The sequence below is a fragment of the Pseudomonas sp. F1_0610 genome (assembly GCF_047470865.1).
Classification (GTDB): Bacteria; Pseudomonadota; Gammaproteobacteria; order Pseudomonadales; family Pseudomonadaceae; genus JAZDRH01.
Genome location: NZ_JAZDRH010000013.1, coordinates 35,291 through 57,576 on the forward strand (window position 1 = coordinate 35,291; position 22,286 = coordinate 57,576).

Annotated in this window: 23 protein-coding genes and 1 riboswitch; of the genes, 14 read left to right on the forward strand and 9 right to left on the reverse strand. The window is 43.4% G+C overall.

Annotation, left to right across the window (positions count from 1 at the left end):
- The first annotated feature begins 9 nt into the window (after window positions 1-9).
- The 4 genes from murA (at window position 10) to hisC (ending at window position 4,414) form a co-directional block, all read left to right on the forward strand.
- Window positions 10-1,275: a UDP-N-acetylglucosamine 1-carboxyvinyltransferase gene (murA, locus tag VQ643_RS08890; protein WP_414199346.1), complete on the forward strand. Its 1,266-nt coding sequence runs from the start codon at window positions 10-12 to the stop codon at window positions 1,273-1,275.
- Between the two features lie 4 nt (window positions 1,276-1,279).
- Window positions 1,280-1,909, forward strand: coding sequence for an ATP phosphoribosyltransferase (hisG, locus tag VQ643_RS08895; RefSeq protein ID WP_414199348.1), 630 nt, complete (start codon window positions 1,280-1,282; stop codon window positions 1,907-1,909).
- A gap of 132 nt (window positions 1,910-2,041) precedes the next feature.
- A complete protein-coding gene (gene hisD, locus VQ643_RS08900; protein ID WP_414199350.1) occupies window positions 2,042-3,352 on the forward strand; it encodes a histidinol dehydrogenase in 1,311 nt (436 codons plus the stop codon).
- Window positions 3,353-3,358: 6 nt separating this feature from the next.
- Window positions 3,359-4,414: a histidinol-phosphate transaminase gene (gene hisC / locus VQ643_RS08905; RefSeq protein ID WP_414199352.1), complete on the forward strand. Its 1,056-nt coding sequence runs from the start codon at window positions 3,359-3,361 to the stop codon at window positions 4,412-4,414.
- Window positions 4,415-4,461: 47 nt separating this feature from the next.
- Here hisC and VQ643_RS08910 read toward each other — a convergent pair whose 3' ends face one another.
- The 5 genes from VQ643_RS08910 to VQ643_RS08930 all read right to left on the reverse strand — a co-directional run bounded on the left by VQ643_RS08910 (window position 4,462) and on the right by VQ643_RS08930 (window position 10,470).
- Window positions 4,462-5,043, reverse strand: coding sequence for a TMEM165/GDT1 family protein (locus VQ643_RS08910; protein WP_414199354.1), 582 nt, complete (start codon window positions 5,041-5,043; stop codon window positions 4,462-4,464).
- Window positions 5,044-5,054: 11 nt separating this feature from the next.
- Window positions 5,055-5,229: riboswitch (yybP-ykoY riboswitch) on the reverse strand.
- Between the two features lie 105 nt (window positions 5,230-5,334).
- Complete coding sequence (locus VQ643_RS08915) at window positions 5,335-6,552, reverse strand: alkane 1-monooxygenase (RefSeq protein ID WP_414199355.1); 1,218 nt, start codon at window positions 6,550-6,552, stop codon at window positions 5,335-5,337.
- A 178-nt stretch (window positions 6,553-6,730) separates the two neighbouring features.
- Window positions 6,731-8,620, reverse strand: coding sequence for a sulfate adenylyltransferase subunit CysN (gene cysN, locus VQ643_RS08920; protein WP_414199357.1), 1,890 nt, complete (start codon window positions 8,618-8,620; stop codon window positions 6,731-6,733).
- Window positions 8,621-8,630: 10 nt separating this feature from the next.
- Entirely contained in the window at window positions 8,631-9,548 is a 918-nt protein-coding gene (gene cysD / locus VQ643_RS08925) for a sulfate adenylyltransferase subunit CysD (protein WP_414199358.1), read from the reverse strand.
- A 163-nt stretch (window positions 9,549-9,711) separates the two neighbouring features.
- Window positions 9,712-10,470: a Nif3-like dinuclear metal center hexameric protein gene (locus VQ643_RS08930; protein ID WP_414199359.1), complete on the reverse strand. Its 759-nt coding sequence runs from the start codon at window positions 10,468-10,470 to the stop codon at window positions 9,712-9,714.
- 171 nt (window positions 10,471-10,641) lie between these two features.
- Between VQ643_RS08930 and VQ643_RS08935 the strand changes: the two genes are divergently transcribed.
- Window positions 10,642-11,130 (forward strand): hypothetical protein, encoded by a 489-nt coding sequence (locus tag VQ643_RS08935; RefSeq protein ID WP_414199360.1) that lies wholly within the window; start codon window positions 10,642-10,644, stop codon window positions 11,128-11,130.
- Window positions 11,131-11,234: 104 nt separating this feature from the next.
- The gene (locus VQ643_RS08940; RefSeq protein WP_414199362.1) at window positions 11,235-12,377 is read left to right on the forward strand and encodes a S1C family serine protease; all 1,143 of its coding nucleotides are present in this window, start codon (window positions 11,235-11,237) and stop codon (window positions 12,375-12,377) included.
- A gap of 34 nt (window positions 12,378-12,411) precedes the next feature.
- Here the strand turns inward: VQ643_RS08940 and VQ643_RS08945 are convergent, their stop codons facing one another.
- Complete coding sequence (locus VQ643_RS08945) at window positions 12,412-12,858, reverse strand: YhcB family protein (protein WP_414199363.1); 447 nt, start codon at window positions 12,856-12,858, stop codon at window positions 12,412-12,414.
- Between the two features lie 120 nt (window positions 12,859-12,978).
- On the opposite strand from VQ643_RS08945, the gene VQ643_RS08950 reads away from it, so the two are divergent.
- Together VQ643_RS08950 and VQ643_RS08955 are read left to right on the forward strand one after the other, a co-directional pair.
- Entirely contained in the window at window positions 12,979-13,602 is a 624-nt protein-coding gene (locus VQ643_RS08950) for an alpha/beta hydrolase (RefSeq protein ID WP_414199364.1), read from the forward strand.
- A gap of 25 nt (window positions 13,603-13,627) precedes the next feature.
- Entirely contained in the window at window positions 13,628-14,968 is a 1,341-nt protein-coding gene (locus tag VQ643_RS08955; RefSeq protein ID WP_414199366.1) for a tryptophan--tRNA ligase, read from the forward strand.
- Between the two features lie 120 nt (window positions 14,969-15,088).
- On the opposite strand, the gene dksA is transcribed toward VQ643_RS08955, so the two are convergent.
- The 3 genes from dksA to VQ643_RS08970 all read right to left on the reverse strand — a co-directional run bounded on the left by dksA (window position 15,089) and on the right by VQ643_RS08970 (window position 17,765).
- Window positions 15,089-15,532: an RNA polymerase-binding protein DksA gene (gene dksA / locus VQ643_RS08960; protein ID WP_414199368.1), complete on the reverse strand. Its 444-nt coding sequence runs from the start codon at window positions 15,530-15,532 to the stop codon at window positions 15,089-15,091.
- Between the two features lie 163 nt (window positions 15,533-15,695).
- Window positions 15,696-17,024: a tRNA (N6-isopentenyl adenosine(37)-C2)-methylthiotransferase MiaB gene (gene miaB, locus VQ643_RS08965; protein WP_414199370.1), complete on the reverse strand. Its 1,329-nt coding sequence runs from the start codon at window positions 17,022-17,024 to the stop codon at window positions 15,696-15,698.
- A gap of 78 nt (window positions 17,025-17,102) precedes the next feature.
- On the reverse strand, window positions 17,103-17,765 hold the full coding sequence (locus tag VQ643_RS08970) for a class I SAM-dependent methyltransferase (protein WP_414199371.1): 663 nt from the start codon (window positions 17,763-17,765) through the stop codon (window positions 17,103-17,105).
- A 108-nt stretch (window positions 17,766-17,873) separates the two neighbouring features.
- On the opposite strand from VQ643_RS08970, the gene nrdR reads away from it, so the two are divergent.
- The 6 genes from nrdR to VQ643_RS09000 are packed head-to-tail and all read left to right on the forward strand — an operon-like array spanning window position 17,874 to window position 22,282.
- Window positions 17,874-18,341, forward strand: a complete 468-nt coding sequence (gene nrdR, locus VQ643_RS08975) for a transcriptional regulator NrdR (RefSeq protein WP_414199373.1) — start codon at window positions 17,874-17,876, stop codon at window positions 18,339-18,341.
- Complete coding sequence (gene ribD / locus VQ643_RS08980; RefSeq protein WP_414199375.1) at window positions 18,298-19,425, forward strand: bifunctional diaminohydroxyphosphoribosylaminopyrimidine deaminase/5-amino-6-(5-phosphoribosylamino)uracil reductase RibD; 1,128 nt, start codon at window positions 18,298-18,300, stop codon at window positions 19,423-19,425. The genes nrdR and ribD overlap by 44 nt, the downstream gene beginning before the upstream one ends.
- Window positions 19,422-19,970 carry a bifunctional adenosylcobinamide kinase/adenosylcobinamide-phosphate guanylyltransferase gene (gene cobU, locus VQ643_RS08985; RefSeq protein ID WP_414199377.1) on the forward strand — a complete coding sequence of 183 codons (549 nt, stop codon included), beginning with the start codon at window positions 19,422-19,424 and terminating at the stop codon, window positions 19,968-19,970. The genes ribD and cobU overlap by 4 nt, the downstream gene beginning before the upstream one ends.
- Entirely contained in the window at window positions 19,946-20,998 is a 1,053-nt protein-coding gene (gene cobT / locus VQ643_RS08990; RefSeq protein ID WP_414199379.1) for a nicotinate-nucleotide--dimethylbenzimidazole phosphoribosyltransferase, read from the forward strand. The genes cobU and cobT overlap by 25 nt, the downstream gene beginning before the upstream one ends.
- Window positions 20,989-21,555 (forward strand): histidine phosphatase family protein, encoded by a 567-nt coding sequence (locus tag VQ643_RS08995; RefSeq protein ID WP_414199381.1) that lies wholly within the window; start codon window positions 20,989-20,991, stop codon window positions 21,553-21,555. The genes cobT and VQ643_RS08995 overlap by 10 nt, the downstream gene beginning before the upstream one ends.
- On the forward strand, window positions 21,548-22,282 hold the full coding sequence (locus tag VQ643_RS09000; RefSeq protein WP_414199383.1) for an adenosylcobinamide-GDP ribazoletransferase: 735 nt from the start codon (window positions 21,548-21,550) through the stop codon (window positions 22,280-22,282). Before VQ643_RS08995 ends, VQ643_RS09000 begins: the two co-directional genes overlap by 8 nt.
- Window positions 22,283-22,286 lie beyond the last annotated feature (4 nt).

A 22,286-nucleotide genomic window follows, 5' to 3' on the forward strand; every position in this document is an offset into this window, starting at 1 on the left:
GAGATCTAGATGGATAAACTGATTATTACAGGTGGTAATCGCCTTGATGGCGAAATCCGTATTTCGGGCGCCAAAAACGCAGCACTACCTATTCTAGCGGCAACTTTATTAGCAGATAGCCCAATTACAATTTGTAATTTACCGCATCTTCATGACATTACAACCATGATTGAGTTGTTTGGTCGTATGGGGGTTCAGCCTGTAATTGATGAAAAACTCAGTGTTGAAATTGACTCCAGTACTATTTCTAGCTTAGTTGCGCCTTACGAGCTGGTAAAAACTATGCGTGCGTCAATTTTAGTGTTAGGCCCTATGGTCGCGCGCTTTGGCGAAGCAGAAGTTGCTCTACCCGGTGGTTGTGCTATTGGTTCTCGCCCTGTGGATTTACATATTCGTGGTTTAGAAGCATTAGGTGCACATATTGAAGTAGAAAATGGCTACATAAAAGCCAAAGCACCAGAGGGTGGTTTGCGTGGCGGTCAGTTCTTCTTTGATATTGTTAGTGTTACAGGCACTGAAAATATTATGATGGCTGCTGCCTTAGCCAAAGGCCGTTCAGTATTGAAAAATGCTGCACGCGAGCCAGAAATTGTGGATTTAGCGAACTGCTTAATTCAAATGGGAGCCAAAATTGAAGGTGCTGGTACAGATACCATTATTATTGATGGTGTTGATCGTTTGCAAGGTACAACCTATACCGTGATGCCAGACCGTATTGAAACCGGCACCTATTTAGTTGCAGCAGCAGCCACTGGCGGTCGTGTTAAACTAAAAGATACCGACCCTACCATTTTAGAAGCCGTATTATCTAAATTACAGGAAGCCGGTGCTGATATACAAACAGGTGATGACTGGATTGAACTGAATATGCATGGTAAACGCCCTAAAGCGGTCAACCTGCGTACAGCGCCTTACCCAGCTTTTCCTACGGATATGCAAGCACAGTTTATTGCTATGAATGCTGTAGCAGAAGGGCAAGGTACTGTGATTGAAACAATTTTTGAAAACCGTTTTATGCATGTGTTAGAGATGCAGAGAATGGGCGCTAAAATTCAAATTGAAGGCAATACAGCTATTAGTTCTGGTGTAGCGCTTTTAAAAGCAGCACCTGTAATGGCAACTGATTTACGTGCTTCTGCAAGTTTAGTAATTGCCGCTTTAATGGCCGAAGGTGATACACTGATTGATCGTATTTACCATATCGACCGTGGTTATGAATGCATCGAGGAAAAAATGCAGTTACTTGGTGCAAAAATCCGTCGTATACCAGGTTAGTTGAATGTTAACAATTGCCTTATCAAAAGGGCGTATTTTGGATGATACCCTGCCGCTATTGGAGCAGGCAGGGATTATTCCGACTGAAAACCCAGAAAAAAGCCGTAAACTCATTATCCCTACTACGCGCGATGATGTACGTTTGCTTATTGTGCGTGCCACTGATGTGCCTACTTACGTAGAGCATGGTGCGGCTGACTTAGGCGTGGCTGGCAAAGATGTATTGCTTGAGCATGGCAGTCAAGAGTTATACGAGCCATTAGACTTGCAAATTGCCAAATGTAAATTAATGACAGCAGGTGTCGCTGGGCAAGCTGAGCCAGTAGGGCGCTTGCGTGTGGCTACTAAGTTCGTCAATGTAGCTAAACGTTACTACGCAGAGCAAGGTCGTCAAGTGGAAATTATTAAGCTTTATGGCTCTATGGAGCTGGCGCCCTTAGTAGGCTTAGCGGATAAAATTATTGACGTTGTTGATACGGGAAATACCTTACGTGCGAATGGATTAGAGCCGCAAGACTTTATTTGCGAAGTAAGTTCTCGACTAGTGGTAAATCGTGCTTCAATGAAAATGAAGCATGGGAAAATTCAAGCACTCATTCAAACGCTAAGCCAAGCGGTTGATGCACGACATTGATAGACACAAACTCCAGCGCTGTAAACTAGCGCTGCCTGTTTGCGTTTATACCTTCCATACTCGGGTGCCCACGTTTACAGGATAAAGTTATAACAGCGGCGCCTGAGTGTTTAGCCAAACTTGAGGCCTGCTATGACTGATACATCTGTAATTCGTCGCCTTGATGCTAACGCGAGTGACTTCTCTCGTCAGCTTGATCAATTGCTAAGTTGGGAAAGTGTTTCTGATACCAGCGTTAACCAACGTGTGCTGGATATCATTAGTAACGTGCGCCAACGAGGTGATGCTGCACTAATTGACTACACTCGACAGTTTGATCAGCTAGACGTGCAAAGCATGCAAGATTTGATCTTTCCCCGTGAGCGTTTAGAGCAAGCACTAACAGAAATCACTGATGAGCAGCGTCATGCCTTAGAAATAGCAGCTAAGCGTGTGCGTGCTTATCATGAGCACCAGCAGCAAGATTCTTGGCGTTACACTGAGGCGGACGGTACTATTTTAGGGCAGAAAATTACACCACTAGATAAAGCTGGCCTGTATGTTCCAGGCGGGAAAGCTTCTTACCCATCATCGGTATTAATGAATGCGATTCCAGCAAAGGTAGCAGGTGTTAACGAAGTAGTGATGGTAGTGCCAACACCGCGGGGCGAGGTGAACGAGCTGGTATTGGCAGCAGCAGCTATTGCAGGTGTTGATCGGGTGTTTACTATTGGTGGTGCGCAGGCTATTGCCGCATTGGCCTATGGTACTGAAAGTGTGCCAGCGGTTGATAAAATTGTTGGCCCAGGCAATATCTATGTTGCCACTGCTAAACGTCATGTGTTTGGCAAAGTGGGAATTGATATGATTGCTGGACCCTCAGAGATTTTAGTTATTTGTGATGGACAAACAGATCCTGACTGGATTGCTATGGATTTGTTTAGCCAAGCTGAGCATGATGAACAAGCCCAATCTATTTTACTTAGTCCAGATGCGGCTTTCTTAGATAAAGTAGCAGCCAGTATTGAAAAATTACTACCTAGTTTAGAACGTGAAACTATAGCACGCACCTCTTTGCGTGAGCGTGGTGCTTTGATTTGGGTTAAGGATTTAGCGCAAGCCGCTGAAGTAGCTAACCGAATTGCACCTGAACACCTTGAATTATCTATTGCTGATCCAGAAGCTATGCTGCCTACTATTCGTCATGCAGGCGCTATTTTTATGGGACGCTACACAGCAGAAGCATTGGGTGATTATTGTGCTGGACCTAACCACGTATTGCCTACTTCGGGTACTGCCCGTTATTCATCGCCATTAGGCGTATATGATTTTCAAAAACGTTCATCAATTATTAATTGTTCTCGTGATGGCGCTTCAGAACTTGGAAAAGTAGCTTCTGTGTTAGCCCGTGGTGAATCATTAACAGCGCACGCGCGTAGTGCTGAATATCGGATCAAGGAGTAATTTAAAATGAGTAAATTCTGGAGTCCGTTTGTACAAGATCTAGTGCCTTACGTACCAGGCGAACAGCCAAAAATCACTAATCTAGTGAAGCTAAATACCAATGAAAACCCTTATCCGCCATCGCCAAAAGTTATTGAGGCAATGCGAGCACAGGTCAGTGCTGATTTGCGCTTATACCCAGACCCTAATTGCGATTCATTAAAAAAAGCGGTTGCAGATTTTTATCAATTAGAAAGTGCACAGGTATTTGTAGGCAATGGTTCTGATGAAGTTTTAGCACATGCATTTTATGCGCTATTTCAACACAATAAACCTTTGTTATTTCCTGATATCAGCTACAGTTTTTACCCTGTTTATTGCAACCTATACGGCATTGAAGCCAAACAAATTGCCCTAGATGAGGATTTTCAAATTAACCCAGCCGATTATCAGCAAGATAATGGTGGTGTTATTTTTCCAAATCCCAATGCACCAACAGGGTGTTTACTTGCTTTAACAGCTGTTGAACAGATATTACAGAGCAATCCTAATTCAGTTGTTTTAGTCGATGAAGCCTATATTGATTTTGGGGGACAAACAGCTGTTGGTTTAGTGAATCAATATCCTAACTTATTAGTTTGTCAAACATTGTCTAAATCGCGCTCTTTAGCGGGGGCAAGAGTAGGCTTGGCCATAGGCCATGTAGATCTAATTGAAGCTTTAGAGCGGGTTAAAAATAGCTTTAACTCTTTTCCTATTGATCGTGTTGCTATGGCCGGTGCTGTGGCTGCTTTTGAAGATAAAACCTATTTTGAGCAAAGCTGTGCCAAGGTTGTGGCGGGCCGTGAACAGCTAACTCAGGCATTGCTCGCCTTAGGTTTTGAAGTATTGCCTTCGGCCGCTAACTTTGTGTTTGCAAGTCATGTGGAAAAAGAGGCTGCAGAGATTGCTGCTAAATTACGTGAAAACGCGATTTTAGTACGTCACTTTAAGCAAGAGCGGATTGAGCAGTTCTTACGTATTACGGTAGGTACAGAACAAGAGAATCAGCGATTGATAGATGTATTGCAGCAGATACTCTAAATAGAAGGGCAGCTTAGGCTGCCCTTTTCATAAGTGCTAAGCTGCTGTTATAGAGTTAGGGCTTGGTAAGCAGCAAATAAGCCTAAGATGGCAAAAGCACTGGCGGCTAAGATACGAATGAATTTCAAAGGAAGCTTTTCTGCGCTAAAGTTTCCTGCTAAGACAACAGGCACGTTGGCAATCATAATTCCGAGTGTTGTTCCAGTAATCACCATCCAAAAATGCGAGTACTGGGCAGCCAGCATAACTGTAGCAACCTGTGTTTTATCGCCCATTTCAGCAATGAAGAAAGCAATCAGCGTGGCTACGAAAGGGCCAAATTTTTTAATTTGACTAGCTTCATCATCATCTATTTTATCTGGGATTAATGTCCAAGCAGCAACAGCAAAGAAACTGATGGCTAGAATCCAAGCTAATGTTGATTCTGAGAAAAAACTGGCGACTTGATAGCCAATAACAGCGGCTAATAAATGGTTAGCCACGGTAGCAACTAGAATACCTAAAATAATTGGAATAGGTTTACGAAAACGTGCCGCGAGCAGAAGTGCCAGTAGTTGTGTTTTATCGCCAATCTCAGCCAGTGCAACTATGCCCGTTGGTACAAAGAGTGCTTCTAGATATTCAAACATAAAAGATTCCTTGAGGGGCGGGTTTACAATTTCCATGACACGCACTACCTTCCCGCCCCGGGTGAGGTGTGTGTGCCATGGGTCTTGTCAAACCAATTGGTTGTTTAGGCCATGATCTGCGGATCAAGTATGTTGACCTAAACGCTAAGTAGGGTACTTAGCAGACTACTCCCCCAAGACAGGCTTGCGACTTTACTGAATATTCTAAAGAACTGCAAGTATGAATCCTGAACTGATGCTTTATAAAAAAAGAACCCAGCCGAAACTGGGTAAGGGGGTGTTGTTCTTTTGTTAAAGTATTGATGGAACAGAGTTGTTACCTTGGCTCTGGTTTGCGCGATGCAAGGGTGAGTTGAGATAGTAAGCTCTTTTCCTTTCATGTATATGAGCGCGAGTTAAGTCATAGTTATAGTGAGCCGCTACACGTTTATCCATCACTTTAAACCATAGCCAAGGAATATAGGCGACTAATATCATGGTTGCGTATCCTGATGGTAATTGTGGACTTTCATCAAAGTGGCGCAATGCTTGGTATGACCGATGCGGATTGGCATGGTGGTCAGAGTGGCGTTGTAATTGGTAAATAAATAGGTTAGTTAAAATATTATTGCTGTTCCAAGAGTGCTGCGGGTTACAGGGTACATAGCGGCCTGTACGAGGATTTTTTTCGCGCAATAAACCGTAGTGTTCTAAATAGTTTACTACCTCTAATAAAGAGAAACCAAAAATAGCCTGCGCAATAAGTAAAGCAAGAGCAAACCAACCGAGCCATATGGTTATTGCAGCAAAGAGAATGGCTGAAATAATCCACGTTTGTAAATTGTGGTTAGATAGGCTCCATTTACTTTTTCCTAGACGTTTTAGACGTTTAGTTTCGATATGCTGTGCTGATTTTAGGCTACCTAATACTGTACGTGGTAAAAACTCCCAGAAAGATTCACCTAAACGTGAGCTTGCTGGGTCTTCTGGTGTTGCAACATTCACATGATGCCCCCAGTTATGCTCTACAAAAAAGTGGCCATATACACAGGTAGATAAGCCTATTTTAGCCATCCATTGGTCAAAAAGCCGTGTTTTATGTCCTAATTCATGTCCTACCACAATACCTATACCGTTAATACCGCCTGCCGTTAGCGTTAATAATATAATCTGCGCGACAGTAGTGCTTGGTTGTATAGCAAGGTAAATGCAAAATACAGTAGTAAGCAGCTGTAGTGGTACATAAGAATAGACAATGAGCCTGTAGTAAAGATCGTTTTCAAGCTGTGGTACAGCAGATTCAGGGGGGTTGTTGGTATCTTGTCCCAGAATAATATCTAGCACTGGGACTATGACATATAGCATAAAGGCGCCATATGAGAGTATCCAAGTATTATTTGGATAGAGGCTAAATAAATAGCACATTATTAAAATAGAAATTGGAAGCATTGGGCCAAAAAGCCACAGATAACGATTTTTATCTTTCCATTTCTCTTGCTGTTGGTTTTCCATCGTATTTATTTTTGTCATGGTAATCCCTCAATGAGCATACACTAGTAACAGTGCTGCCTGCATTGTTGGATAAAACAAGACATTATTGTAGTTGTGAAACGCTATGTTTTTTTAGTAAAACGCCAGCAAGGCTATCAGTATAAAAAAAGGCATGCTTCACTATGGAATGCATGCCTTAAAAATGGGGGAGAAGCCTTTAGATAATATCTTTGTTACGTAACAAATTTATGACTAACTGGACGCTTTGTTCAATAGTATGAGTTTGGGTATTAATAACTAAGTCTGGGGTTTCAGGCTCGTCATAGGGAAAGGATTGGCCAGGAATATTATTTTGATTGGCAGCATACAAACCCTGCGGATCACGAGCTTTACAGGTTTCAACTGAGGCTTGTAAGTGAATTGTTAGTAAGCGCTCTTTTCCTATAATGTCTTGTGCTTGCTCTCGAGCAATAGCATCGGGTGCAACAAAGGCGGCTAAGGTAATTAGCCCTGCGCGGTTAAATTGACGAGCAATTAAAGCCGCTTTTTTCCAGTTTTCAGCGCGTCCTTGGCGATCTTGCGTTACGCCTTTAGTCACATCATGGCGTAAGGTTTGGCCATCTAATACAAAAACAGCATGCCCTGTATCAAATAGCTTACGTTCAACAGCGTAAGCCAATGTGCTTTTCCCAGCGCCAGATAAGCCTGTAAATAACAAGGTTACAGGTTCTTGGCCAAAACGTACTGCGCGTTCTAATTGACGGACACGGGGTTTTAGTAGTGCATTTGGTGTTTGTTTTTGGCTATCAATAATCATGCCCGCACCAACCGTAATATTGGTGAGTCGGTCAATGATGATAAAGGCGCCTGTTGTTTTATTTGTTTGGTAGTCATCTAATGCAATAGGTGCATCTAAGCTTAGATGAACTTTGCCTATTTGATTAAGCCCAAGTTGCGTGGCAGGGCTATGTAACTGGGTATTTACATCTACTTGGTAGTGAATTTGCGTAATATTGCCAGGAACATAGCTTGTTGCCCGCTTGATATCATAGCGTTTCCCGGGCTGTAGTGGATGTTCGGCCATCCATACTAGCATGGCATCAAAGTTATCAGTCACTGTGGATGACTCTACTTTTTGCACAATAATATCACCGCGAGAAATATCAATTTCATCTTCTAAGGTTAAGGTGATAGCTTGGCCAGCAATGGCTTTATCGAGTTCACCATCAAAAGTCACAATTGATTTGATTTGGCTGCTCACCCCAGAAGGTAAAACGCAAATAGGATCACCTTTACGGACGACGCCAGAGGCTAAGGTGCCTGCAAAGCCTCGAAAGCTATGATTGGGACGATTAACGTATTGCACAGGAAAACGCATTTGATCTTGGTGGTGATCTTGATGGACGTTCACTGTTTCTAAAATTTGCATCAAGGTTTGCCTTTGATACCAAGGCATATTAGCACTTGGGTTGACCACGTTATCGCCCTTGAGCGCGCTAATGGGTGTGAAAAATAGATTCTTGCTGGAAATATTTAAGCGCTCAGTAAAGGCTAGATATTCATTCTGGATGTTTAAAAAAACCTGTTCATCATAGTTTTTTAGATCCATTTTGTTGATAGCGACAATGATGTGGCCAATACCTAATAATGATGCAATATAGGTGTGTCTACGAGTTTGCTCTTGCACCCCATGGCGTGCATCAACCAATATAATAGCTAGATCGCAGGTGGAGGCTCCTGTTGCCATATTGCGTGTGTACTGTGCATGACCAGGGGTATCAGCAATAATAAATTTGCGTTTGGCAGTACTAAAATAGCGATAAGCCACATCAATAGTAATACCTTGCTCACGCTCAGCCTGCAAGCCATCGACAAGCAAGGCAAGATCAATGTCGTCGCCTTGGGTGCCCACTTTCTTGGAATCACGCGTAATAGCTTCTAAATGATCCTCATAAATCATTTTACTGTCGTGTAGTAGGCGGCCAATTAAGGTGCTTTTGCCGTCATCTACATTACCGCATGTTAAGAAACGTAGTAATTCTTTGCGTTCATGCTGTGCCAAATAAGCCAGAATGTCTTGGCTGATTAATTCACTTTGGTGACTCATAACTTAATCCTTAGAAGTAACCTTGACGTTTCTTTTCTTCCATTGAGCCTGCTCCATCGTGGTCAATCACGCGACCTTGGCGCTCAGAAGTTCGAGTCAATAGCATTTCTTGAATAATCTCAGGCAGTGTTGCAGCAGTCGATTCCACTGCTCCTGTTAGTGGGTAACAGCCTAGTGTTCTAAAACGTACCATTTTGGTTGTAATTTGGGCTTTTTCTTCGTCAGATAGGTGCTCAAGAATACGTTCATCATCAATCATGATAAGGCTGCCATCGCGCTCTATTACTGGGCGAGGTGCGGCAAAATACAAGGGAACTATTGGGATGCTTTCAAGGTAGATATATTGCCATATATCCAGCTCGGTCCAGTTGGAGAGAGGGAATACACGGATAGACTCCCCTTTGTTAATTTTACCATTGTAGATATTCCATAGCTCTGGGCGTTGGTTTTTTGGATCCCAGCGATGCTTGCTGTCGCGAAATGAATAAACACGCTCTTTGGCTCGCGATTTTTCTTCATCGCGGCGAGCACCACCAAAAGCTGCATCAAAACCATAATGATCTAGGGCTTGCTTTAACCCTTCGGTTTTCATGATATCTGTGTGTTTGGCGCTGCCATGGGTGAATGGGTTGATATTTTGTGTAATACCATCAGGATTGATGTGGGTGAGTAAATTTAAATCAAGATCTTTAACCATTTGCTCGCGAAACTGATACATTTCTTGGAATTTCCAGCGTGTATCTACGTGCAGTACAGGAAAGGGTAGCTTTCCTGGAAAGAATGCTTTGCGTGCAAGGTGAAGCATAACGGCAGAGTCTTTACCAATAGAGTAAAGCATTACTGGGTTGGCAAACTCAGCAGCGACTTCACGTATGATATGAATACTTTCTGCTTCAAGCTGTTTTAGATGCGTCAAAGAGTCGGTCATGGTAAGTCACATATAGCTAGAAAAAGCCGCTAGCGAAAAAGCATGGCGGCAAAATGTAGGAGTTCCTACGAGGAAATTAAACTCTAGCATGGCAATTAAGTTCTAATAAAATAAATTGTTAGAACTTAAAGGAATGAGTATATATGTGAATTTTTGTTAGTGGCTAAGCGGGGTTGTCACAATCAATAAAGTGATGGGTCAAGTTAAAGCGTTTTGCAAGCCATTCTCCTAATGCTTGAACGCCATAACGTTCAGTCGCATGATGACCAGCTGCAAAAAAGTTAATATTATTTTCGCGGGCGAACAGCACAGTGCGCTCTGATACTTCACCTGTAATATAAGCATCCGCATTTAGAGCAGCAGCTTTGGCAATATAGTCTTGAGCACCGCCAGTGCACCACGCTACTGTTTTGATTGGGCGTTGAACATCAATGGTTAAAGGTGGACGTTGTAGTGCAAGGTTAATGCGCTCAGCCAATTCAGTTGCAGTTACACTTTGTGTTAGCTCGCCAAGCAAACCAATACTATAGGGATTGTTGGGGTCAAGCCCGCCCGTGATATTAATGCCTAACCGCTGGGCTAACTGGACATTATTCCCTACTTCCGGGTGTATATCTAATGGCAAGTGGTAGCCGATTAGGTTGATATCATGGGCTAGTAATGCCTTAATACGGCGTTGTTTCATGCCTATAATACGCTGATCTTCACCCTTCCAAAAATAGCCGTGATGCACTAGTAATGCATCTGCTTTGAGCTCAATAGCTCGCTCTATGAGTGCTTGGCTAGCACTTACACCAGACACAATGCATTGGATATGTTCGCTACCTTCAACTTGCAAGCCATTAGGGCAGTAGTCAGCAATCGCTTGAGTACTCAAAAAGGTATCACAAGCCTGCAGTAGCTCATTACGTGAAATACTCATAGATCAAGTCCTTAGATTATGTTGTGCAGAAGAAGACTGCAATTTTGCTGGAAGTATAGCTAAGATCAGCTAAAAAATATGCTTGATATGGGTCATTCGAATAACTATACAAGGTTTACACTAAATACTTTGAAATATACTATTTTGTCCGTAAATTAATGGGTAGTATAAATGAACGGATACCTACAAGGAGCAATGCTCGTAGGACTTATTCTTATAATGGGATTGGTTTTTTACGGTATTACAGCCTCTTTATTAGAACAAAAAAAAGTGACTGTTAGTAGCATAAGGGGGCGGTTGATTGGTGTTAGTTTGTTGCTTTCAATAGTATTTTTTTCAGGTGGTTTCATTGGGCAGTCAGGGATTTTTTGCCATAAACACTTAACGCTTGAGCAGGCGAGTTTTTTGACTGAAAACAAAGCGTTTAAAGACTTTAATGCAAGAGACTACCAAAAATATAAAGCTTTGTTGGAAGCCTATGCCAGTGTCGATTACGACGCCTATCAAGCTTTTTACCCTAAGGTTTTGGCATGGCGGACCAATGAATATCGGGGAGAGGCAGGCCAGCAAATGAGCTATTCTCAGGCTAAACAGATAGCGGCTAAGCTATTACAGCAGCAACGAGAAAAAGTACTTTCCAGCTGTTTAATTGCCTGCTAATTGTAACTTTTGCTACAGCGCTATAAATCCAAAGTAAAGTTAATTTGTTTTTGCTATGCTAAGCCTCTCTTTTTTAGTGAAATTTTTATCATTTAGGTAGGCTTATGCGTCAAACATTGCGCTATTTAGGCTGGCCGCTTGTTGTTGGAATTCTATGCGCGTTATTAGTTATTCAACGCTTTCCAACATGGGTTGGCTTACCTAGTAATACAGTACAGATGAAGCAGGCCCCTGCTTATATCAGTAAAAAACAAGGACCTGTTTCCTATGCGGATGCTGTGGAGAATGCCTCGCCTGCTGTGGTTAACCTTTATACAGCTAAAGGTATTATGAATCCACTGACAGAAGCTAAACGCAATGATCCCGAATATAAGCTGTATGCAGATAACTTACCACGCCAACAACGAATGGCCGCTAGCTTAGGGTCTGGGGTTATTATGGACCCTAATGGTTATTTGCTCACTAATTACCATGTTATTAAAGAAGCTGAGCAAATTGTTGTGGCGCTAAAAGATGGGCGTGAAACCTTTGCGCAGGTCATAGGTAGTGATCCTGAAACGGACTTAGCTGTTTTGAAAATTGATTTACCTAACCTACCCTCTATTACTTTGGCTCAGTTTGATCAAATGCGCATTGGTGATGTCGTTATGGCCATTGGTAATCCCTATGGTGTGGGGCAAACAGTGACTATGGGTATTATTAGCGCAACAGGTCGGCATGAACTTGGCGTTAATATCTATGAAGATTTTATTCAAACAGATGCTGCAATAAATCCAGGTAACTCAGGCGGTGCACTAATAGATGCTCATGGCAGTTTAGTGGGTATCAATAGCGCTATTTTTCTACGCAATGTAGGTTCTCAGGGGATTGGTTTTGCAATACCTGCTAAGTTAGCTATTGATGTTATGGAATCTATTATTGAGCATGGTCATGTTATTCGAGGCTGGTTAGGACTAGAAGTACAAGCCTTAACGCCAGCTTTAGCAGAGTCTTTTGGTGTTTCTGAGCGTGCTGGAGTATTAGTTGCTGGTGTTTTTCGAGGAGGTCCGGCGGAGAAAGCTGGTCTGCAAGCCGGTGATATTATTGTCAGAATTGATGGAATTGCTTCAACCCAAGGGCGTTCAGCCATGAATCAAGTAGCAAGAATGCGTCCAGGTAGCATTATTACAATGGATATTTTGCGTAATGGTAAGCAGGAAATCTTAAAAGCAGAAATCGGGGTAAGGCCGCCAGCAAACGCTAAATGAAAAAAAGCCCAAACTGTATTTGGGCTTTTTATATTTATTTCTTCAGACCAAAGCTTTCATCTAAGGTACCAACTTCACCTTCATGCTTTGGCGCATAATCTTTAGGTGTAAAGTCAGGTTCAGTAATTTCTGCTGCAGTTAAGCGTTCAGCTTCATGGGGTACATCTACAACAGCCTCCGCCTCTGATTCAATACGTGAGCGTAAAGAGTTATCCAGTGCTAAACGCTGAGTGCTCTTTTCTAATTGTTGCTGAACCACTTGGTAGCTTTGTGCTAGTTTGCCTACCATGTTGGACGCATTATGAAATTGCTCTACAACTTCTTCCTGATAGTTATCAAAGCGTTCTTGTAGCTCATCCAGCTGGCGTTGGGTTTGGTTGGCAGAACCACCGCGCAAGCGTGCTACAATATAGCCTACGATAATGCCTACGATAAAAGTGATAACAGGTACTAACCAAACTGGAAGTGTTGAGTTATCCACGAGCATTCCTCTCTCTAAACGGTTGTTCTTGTGTTTTTTGGGGCTGCTCAACAAGGCAGACAACCCCATGTAAACTACGTGATTAATATAATACCTCAAATGAGGATCGGAGTTTTGACCATGCGTGAGCAAGCCTTATTTATTGCTGGCCCAGTTGGCAATTTAGAAGCACTCTATTTACCACAGGAAGATGCCAAAGGCATTGCCTTAATATGTCACCCTAACCCTGTTAAGGGCGGGACTATGCAGAATAAAGTTGTTTCTACTTTGCAGCGTACTGCACGTGATGCCGGCCTGACAACCCTACGATTTAATTATCGTGGCGTAGAGCAAAGTGCGGGGAATCATGATATGGAGCAAGGCGAAGTAGATGATGCTCAAGCCGTATTTAATTGGTTTCGCCAACAGCACCCTGATATGCCAATTTATTTGTTAGGTTTTTCATTTGGTGGCTTTGTAGCAGGGGCATTGTCTGCACGTTTAGAGCAACAAGGAATTGCCACTAAAACCTTAATGATGATTGCACCTGCGTTTTATCGTCTAGATATGAATCATCCTTTTTGTCGTACAGCACAAACTACAGTGATTCAGCCTGAACAAGATGAAGTGATTGAGCCTAAAAGCGTGTATGCTTGGTCAGATCAACTTAAGTTACCCCACGAGTTGATTAAAGTGGCCGATTGCAGCCACTTTTTCCATGGCTACCTAGCCGATTTAAAAAGCTTAGTGGCTGCGCGTCTTTGAATTAACTGTATTAAGCGATAGATAGATGACTACTCGAATTCTGACAGGTATTACCACAACTGGTATCCCACACTTAGGTAACTATGCTGGCGCTATCCGTCCTGCGATTGAAGCAAGCCGCGGACAGGGTGCAGAGTCGTTTTATTTCTTAGCTGATTACCATGCTTTGATTAAATGTGGTGATCCTCTGCGTGTGCAAGAATCACGCTTAGCGATAGCTGCAACTTGGCTGGCAGGGGGGCTTGATGCAGAGCGTGCCACTTTCTATCGCCAATCGGATATTCCAGAAATTCCGCAGCTAATGTGGCTTTTGACCTGTGTTTCAGCAAAAGGGCTGCTTAATCGTGCTCATGCTTATAAAGCTTCAGTGGATGTGAACACGGAAGAAGGGAATGACCCTGATGCAGGTGTGACTATGGGGTTATACAGCTATCCTGTGTTAATGGCGGCAGATATCCTTATGTTTAATGCCAATAAAGTACCTGTAGGGCGTGATCAAATCCAGCATGTTGAAATGGCCCGCGACATTGCTCAACGCTTTAATCATTTATATGGTGCTGGAAAAGAGTTTTTTGCATTACCAGAAGCGCAAATTGAAGAAGCTGTAGCTACTTTGCCTGGGCTTGATGGGCGTAAAATGTCAAAAAGCTATGATAATACTATTCCTTTATTTTGCTCAGAAAAGCAGCTTCGCGATTTAGTAATGCGCATAGTGACAGACTCTAAGTTACCAGGTGAAGCAAAAGACCCTGATAATTCCCATTTGTTTACTATTTATAAAGCCTTCGCCAGTGCTGAACAAGAGCAGCAAATGCGTAGTGATTTAATGGCAGGTTTAGCATGGGGAGAAGCTAAACAGGCTTTATTTGAATTGCTTAATGCAAGCTTAGAACAGCCTCGCGCTAAGTATCATGAGTTGATGGCTCGTCCAGATGACCTTGAAGATATCATGCTCATGGGAGCAAAAAAGGCAAGAGCTATTGCGCTGCCTTTCCTTGAAGAGTTACGTGCTGCTGTTGGTTTGCGCTCATTTAATGCTCAGGTTCAAGTAAAGAGTACGGCTAAGAAAAAAGCCAAAAAGTCGTCTCGTTTAGTGAGTTTTCGTGATGAGCTAGGCTTTCGTTTTCGCTTGTTAAATGCCGAAGGGGAAACATTATTTTTATCCAAAGGATTTGCCGATGGCAAAGCTGCGGGTATGGCAAGTAAAGCTTTACAAGAGCAGGAGGTTGCCATTGAACAAAAAGGCTTAGCTTTTAGTTTGATGCTTAATGGTGAGCAGATTGCCGAAAGCGAAGTCTTTGCTGATCAAGCCGCTTTAGAGTTGGCCTTGGAGCAAGTGACTCAAGCCTTAGCTGCAGAAGATTAAAGCGAGACAGCGAAATTACAGATGTTATTGAATAATGGCTGTGGTTTCATGTAACAAGAAAGCATAAAAAAGCCCTGATTAGATAAGCTAATGAGGGCTTTTTTAGCGAGCAAATAAGTATTATGAACCCATTTGTTTTTCTTTGATTTCTGCCAGTGTTTTACAGTCAATGCAGAGTGTCGCGGTTGGGCGAGCTTCTAAACGACGAACGCCAATTTCTACGCCACAGGCGTCACACCAGCCATATTCATCGTCAGCAATAAGCTGTAGTGTGCTGTCGATCTTCTTGATTAGTTTACGCTCACGGTCACGTGTGCGTAGCTCTAAACTAAATTCTTCTTCCTGACTAGCACGATCCGCTGGATCAGGAAAGTTGGCCGCTTCATCTTTCATGTAGTTAACAGTACGGTCAACTTCATTAAGAAGCTCTAACTTCCAGTTATTAAGAATGTCAACAAAGTGAGCGCGCATTTTCTCGCTCATATATTCTTCGTTTTTAGTTTCCTTGTAAGGAACGAAGCCGCGGGTTAGTTGATCACCTTGAGGTTTTGCTTTGTTGGGCATAATGACCGCCTCTCAAACACTATAAATCCCGAGTGTTGATGCCTTAGTTACCTAAGGCACCTAAACTAAGCGGGCGAAATTACCAGAACTCTTATGTAAGTTCTACTGTATTTCAATTAATTAACTAATTATCCGACTAAGGTCAGATTTTAGAGGATTGCCACTACTCAATTAGGCTACCTAGCAATGAGTGCGGTTTTGCTTCCTCAATATAGACGTTAACAAATTGCCCAATGAGTAATGGATTGCTGCTACGGAAATTCACAATACGGTTGGTTTCCGTACGTCCTTGTAACATACCTGGATCTTTTTTCGAATAGTCCGTTACGAGGATACGCTGTGTTGTACCAGCCATTTTTCGGCTGTACTCAAAGCCTTGCTGGTTAATACGATGCTGCAATAAAGCTAAGCGGCGCTTTTTTTCTGCTTCGGGAGTATCGTCGTTTAAGTCGGCCGCAGGTGTACCAGGGCGAGGACTATAGACAAATGAATAGGAGTAATCAAAGCCTACATCTTCGATGAGCTTCATTGTTTGTTCAAAGTCTTTTTCAGTTTCGCCAGGGAAGCCTACGATAAAGTCAGAGCTAATTAAAATATCAGGCACAGCGGCTTTTAATTTACGAATACGCGACTTGTATTCAAGCGCTGTATGATTGCGTTTCATATTTGCAAGTACACGGTCAGAGCCAGATTGTACTGGTAAATGCAAGTATTTAACCAGCTCAGGTACTTCGGCATGGGCTTGAATCAATGCATCAGAAAACTCAAGTGGATGCGAGGTGGTATAGCGAATACGGTCAATACCATCAACAGCGGCTACAGCACGAATTAAGTCGGCAAGATCACAGATAGAGCCATCCTCCATATTGCCGCGATAGCCGTTTACATTTTGTCCCAGTAAGGTAATCTCACGCACGCCATTTTCAGCTAGATGGATGACCTCCATCATGACGTCATTAAAGGGACGGCTTACTTCTTCGCCGCGCGTATAAGGTACAACGCAGAAAGTACAGTATTTACTACAGCCTTCCATGACTGAAACGAAAGCTGTTGGGCCATCGACACGAGGCTCAGGTAAACGATCAAATTTTTCAATTTCAGGGAAAGAAACATCTACTTGAGCAGAGCCAGTAGAGCGCGCTGCATCAATCATTTCAGGTAAGCGATGCAGTGTTTGCGGGCCGAAAACCACATCAACATAAGGTGCCCGTTGACGAATAGCGTCGCCTTCTTGGCTGGCAACGCAGCCACCTACACCAATAACAAGCTCAGGATTGCTTTTTTTAAGTTCGCGCCAGCGTCCAAGTTGAGAAAATACTTTCTCTTGTGCTTTTTCACGGATTGAGCAGGTATTCAATAAAATAACATCAGCCTGTGCAGGATCATCCGTAGTTTCCATGGCTTGATGTTCGCCCAGTAGATCCATCATGCGCGAGCTATCGTACTCGTTCATTTGGCAACCATGGGTTTCGATATAAAGTTTTTTAGCCATGAGAGCGTGGCCTACCTCAAGTAAAGAAAAAAGATCTGCGCATTATAAAGATCGTACTATTAAGCGCAAATAAACTGGCTACTTTTTATCGGATTTCAAGCGGTATAAGCGAACATTTTTAAATTCTTCAGGTTCTTGTAAGTCAGGCAAGGTGCACGCAGTTAATAATTCTTGGGTTTGGTACTGGGCATGTTCAAAGTTACGTACACGAGAATCAGCGATTAAGCAGTCGTTGGCGTAGTGAGGAAATTGTTCTAGTAAACTAAAGTTAGCTGAGTCGTAAAGAATATCTGCGGCTATTAGTAAATCCGCTTTCTCTTCTATCTGCAACAAATCAGGGCAGTAGCTTAGCTCTACTTGATTAAGGTAAGCATTGGCTTGGCAGGCTTGTAGTGCTATGGGGTCTAGATCACAGGCAATAACTTTTTTCGCTCCGGCTAGTGCTGCGGCAATAGCGACCACACCGCTGCCAGCGCCAAAATCTATTATGGTTTTGTCATTTACCTGTTCAGAATGTTGCAATAACCACTTAGCTAAAGCAAAACCGCTCGCCCAGCAAAAACACCAATAAGGCGGTGCATTTAGCAGCGCTTGTGTTTCCTCGGCAGTAAAGTGGCGCTGCATATTGTTTGGATCAATCAGCCATAATTGAATTGGTGTTGTATTTAACGGTGTAATAGATAACTGCGCATCACTGATGAAATGTTGTAGATGCTTAATGAGTAAAGTAGGACTGAGCATATGAATCACTTTAAATAGGGTGCTTGTGTTATAGCGCAACGCCTGCTGTTTGTCTTGCCGATAAGATCAGTTACCATGAGAAACTATTTGTAAAAGGCGGATGAATCTATGCATTGCCCGTTTTGTAGCACTACAGACACCAAGGTCATTGACTCACGTTTGGTTGCCAATGGTGATCAAGTACGACGTCGCCGCGAATGCTTGGCTTGTGGCGAGCGCTTTACGACGTTTGAAACGGCTGAATTAGTATTACCTCGGCTGATTAAACAAGATGGTAGTCGCCAACCTTTTGACGAAGACAAGCTACGTGCTGGTATGTTGCGAGCCTTAGAAAAGCGACCTGTCAGCATGGAAAAACTTGAGGAAGCCATTGCCCGCATTAAACATCGTTTACGAGCAACAGGCGAGCGTGAAGTGAAGTCATTATTAGTTGGTGAATTGGTAATGAATGAGCTGCATAAGTTAGATGAAATTGCTTATATCCGTTTTGCTTCTGTGTATCGTTGCTTCCAAGACTTAAATGAATTTCGCGATGAAATTGATCGCCTCGCTAACCGTAACCAAAAAAATGATTGATCAAACCTATATGGCACAAGCTTTGCAACTAGCGCAGCAGGGCTTATATAGCACGCATCCTAACCCAAGAGTTGGTTGCGTCATTGTGAAGAATGGTGTCGTAGTTGGGCAAGGATGGCACCAGTGCGCTGGAGAACCTCACGCTGAAGTGCATGCCTTGCGTGAGGCAGGAACACAGGCTAAAGGCGCTACAGCTTATGTCACGCTAGAGCCTTGTAGCCATCATGGGCGAACACCACCTTGCGCCAATGCTCTAGTGAGCGCTGGAGTAGCTAGAGTGGTTACGGCTATGCAAGATCCTAATCCTCAAGTAGCAGGTACAGGTTTGGCGCGTCTACAAGCTGCTGGAGTTGAAGTAATTTCAGGTGTACTTGAAGAACAAGCACGCAGCCTTAATTGTGGATTCATTAAGCGCATGGAAACTGGATTGCCTTGGGTGCGTGTGAAGCTGGCAATGAGCCTTGATGGACGTACTGCAATGGCTAATGGCGAAAGCAAGTGGATTACGGGCCCAGCTGCTCGTAGTGATGTACAGCGTTTACGTGCAAGATCTAGCCTAGTCATTACAGGTGCAGATACAGTTTTACAAGATCAAGCCCGATTAACAGTTCGATCAGCAGAGCTTGGGCTAGATCCGTGGCAAACGGCATTAGCTGAAAAATACGTTGTTGAACGTTTGCTCATTGATAGTCAACTAAGAGTGCCTACAACAGCTGCATTTTTTCAAGCAGGAAAAGTGCTAGTAGCCACATTGCAAAGGGTTGCAAATCAGTCAGATATTGAATACCTCTGCCTCACCGAGCAGAACGGCAAAGTGAATTTAGTTGAGTTATTAAAAAAACTAGCTGTACGCGGTACTAATGAAGTCTTGGTTGAAGCAGGGCCTCGCTTAGCGGGGGCTTTTGTGGAGCAAGGGTTAGTAGATGAGCTGTATATTTATATGGCGCCTAAATTAATGGGCGCATTGGCCAACCCATTGTTGTCATTGCCATTCCAACATATGTCACAAGCTGTTGATCTACGTATTCAAGATATACGCGCAATAGGGCATGACTGGCGCATTATTGCGCAGCCAGCGCTATGAGTTATGAGCTTATTTTAGGTGGCGCGCGTTCGGGGAAAAGCCGTTTAGCTGAACAATTAGCTCAACAGGTGGAGGGTTCAGTTTGCTATATCGCAACAGCGCAAGCCTTAGATGCTGAAATGCAAGCACGTATTGCTCAGCATAAAGCTCAGCGCCCATCAACTTGGGCACTATGTGAAGAACCTATCTACTTAGCCGAGGCTATTGAGCAGAATGTGAAAGCCCATGCATGTGTATTAGTTGATTGTTTAACCTTATGGCTAACTAATTTATTACTGACAGAAAATAGGCAGTTGCTGAACGAACAGATACAGGCGTTGCAATCTGTGCTGGTGCAGCAGCGTGGACATATTATTTTGGTGAGCAATGAAACAGGTCTAGGTGTAGTGCCTATGGGCGAACTGTCACGTCAGTATGTAGATCAGGCTGGCTGGCTGCATCAAGCCTTAGCCCAAGAAGCTCAGCGTGTTATCTTTACTGTGGCAGGGCTGCCTATGGTACTTAAAGGAGCAGCATTAGCATGTGGTGGAAAAAACCAGCATTAGCATTAAATAGACAGGCGCAAGAACAAGCTGCACAACACAATGCTGATTTAACCAAGCCATTAGGCTCGTTGGGTTATTTAGAACAGTGTTTATTGCATTTAGCGGCCATGCAAGGCGTGCTTAAGCCTCATTTAGATAGGGTCTGGATTAGTGTGTTTGCAGCTGATCATGGCGTTACTGAAGAAGGAATATCAGCGTATCCAGCAAGGGTTACTCGGCAAATGCTGGGCAACTTTGTCCAAGGCGGTGCAGCTATTAGCGTACTTGCAAAGCAGCTAGATGCCTATTTGGAAGTAATTGATTGCGGTATTTTGCAGTCAGCACCTAAACTGGAGGGAGTGTTGCACCAGCCTGTGGCTAAGGGCACAGCAAATTTTACGCAACAGCCAGCCATGACAGCTGAACAATTAGAACAAGCACTCAGTATTGGCCGTCAAGCAGTTCAACGGGCTAAAGCGCAGGGGGTTCAGCTTTTTATTGCAGGCGAGATGGGTATTGGTAATACCACAACAGCGTCAGCCTTGGCATGTGCTTTATTAAATCAGTCGGCGCAGTCTATGGTTGATAAGGGGACAGGATTAAATCCTTCAGGCGTGCAGCATAAAATAAACGTCATAGATCAAGCTTTAGCGCTTCATCAACTAAAGTCGCAGTCTCCCTTCTTGGTTTTGCAAAGCTTGGGTGGTTTTGAGGTTGCAGCTATCACAGGTGCTTACATAGCCGCGGCGCAATGTGGTCTTAGTGTGTTAGTCGATGGTTTTATTTGTTCAGTAGCGGCATTATGTGCGCAAGCTTTAAATCCAGCGAGCATTAACTGGATGTTGTTTGCGCATCAAAGCGCTGAAATAGGGCACAAGGCAGTGCTCAAAGCGCTACAGGTGAGGCCTTTATTGGCTCTGGACCTGTGTTTAGGTGAAGCAAGCGGGGCAGCCTTGGCTGTGCCTTTATTGCGCAATATCTGCATGCTTAATGCCAATATGGCAACTTTTTCTCAGGCAAGGGTGGATAGGAAATCTATATGCGATTAGTGCTTTTACGTCATGGAGAAACAACTCAAGGCGGAGGATTTCGCGGTACGCTTAATGATGCTTTAACCGATATTGGCTGGCAGCATATGCTTGATGCATTGCCAAATGAGCTCATGGTTGATCAGGTAATATCCTCACCTCTCATGCGTTGTTTAAGTTTTGCTGAGCATTACGCCAAGGTTCATCAGCTACCTTTAGCTATTGATGCGGCATTTCAAGAGATTCATTTTGGTGATTGGGAAGGGCGCACTGCTGAACAATTGATGGAGCATCATGCTGATCAGTTAACTAAGTTTTGGGCTGATCCTTTTGCCTATACCCCGCCTAATGCAGAATCGACACAAAGCTTTATGGAGCGTGTTTTTGAAGGTGTGGCTAAGTTGCAACAGGAATATGCCAATAAAACCTTGCTGTTAGTCACTCATGCAGGTGTTATTCGCCTCTTGTTAGCCCGTGCACAAGGTGTTGCTTTAAAAGAATTACTGCAAATAAATGTTGCCCATGCCGATGTTTATCATCTTGATTTTTCAGTAAAGGCTAGAGGCGATATTGTTTAACTTTTTAATTGCCTTGCAGTTTTTAACACGGGTGCCGGTTACTTTGTTGCGCATGCCAGAACCAGAAGAAATGGGGCGTTCGGCCTTATATTATCCATTGGTTGGCGGATTGATAGGTGCAGTGTTATGGGGTATTGGCTATCTATTGCCTGAGCAAAATGCATGGCTGCAAGCGGTTTTATTGTTAGTATTTTGGGTGGTAGTGACAGGTGCGTTACACCTTGATGGCTTTGCTGACATGTTAGATGCATGGGCAGGTGGGCATGGTGATAAGGAGCGCACTTTAGCCTTAATGAAAGATCCGCGTAGTGGTCCAATGGCTGTGATTGGATTGTTCTTATTATTACTCTTAAAATTTGTGCTGCTGGTCAAGATACTTGAGCTGCAGTGGTTTGCACCTTTGCTACTGGCGCCCTGGTTGGCTCGGCTAGGTTTACTGTGGTTGCTGGCAAATGTACCTTATGTTCGTGAACAAGGGCTGGGTAGCTATATTTCACAGCACTTGCCACGCTCGTTATTGCCTAAATTATTTATGATTAACCTGCTATTACTGGTTTTTTGGGGCTGGTTGGCGGTCTGGTTAGTTATATTTAATGTGCTGGCGCTATTTTGGTTTCGCCATAATTTGCTCCAGAAAATTGGTGGAACTACTGGTGATACCGCAGGGGCTTGGGTAGAAATAAGTGAAGTGCTTAGTTTATTTGTAGCCGTTTGTTTTTGGAGTTAGGTTG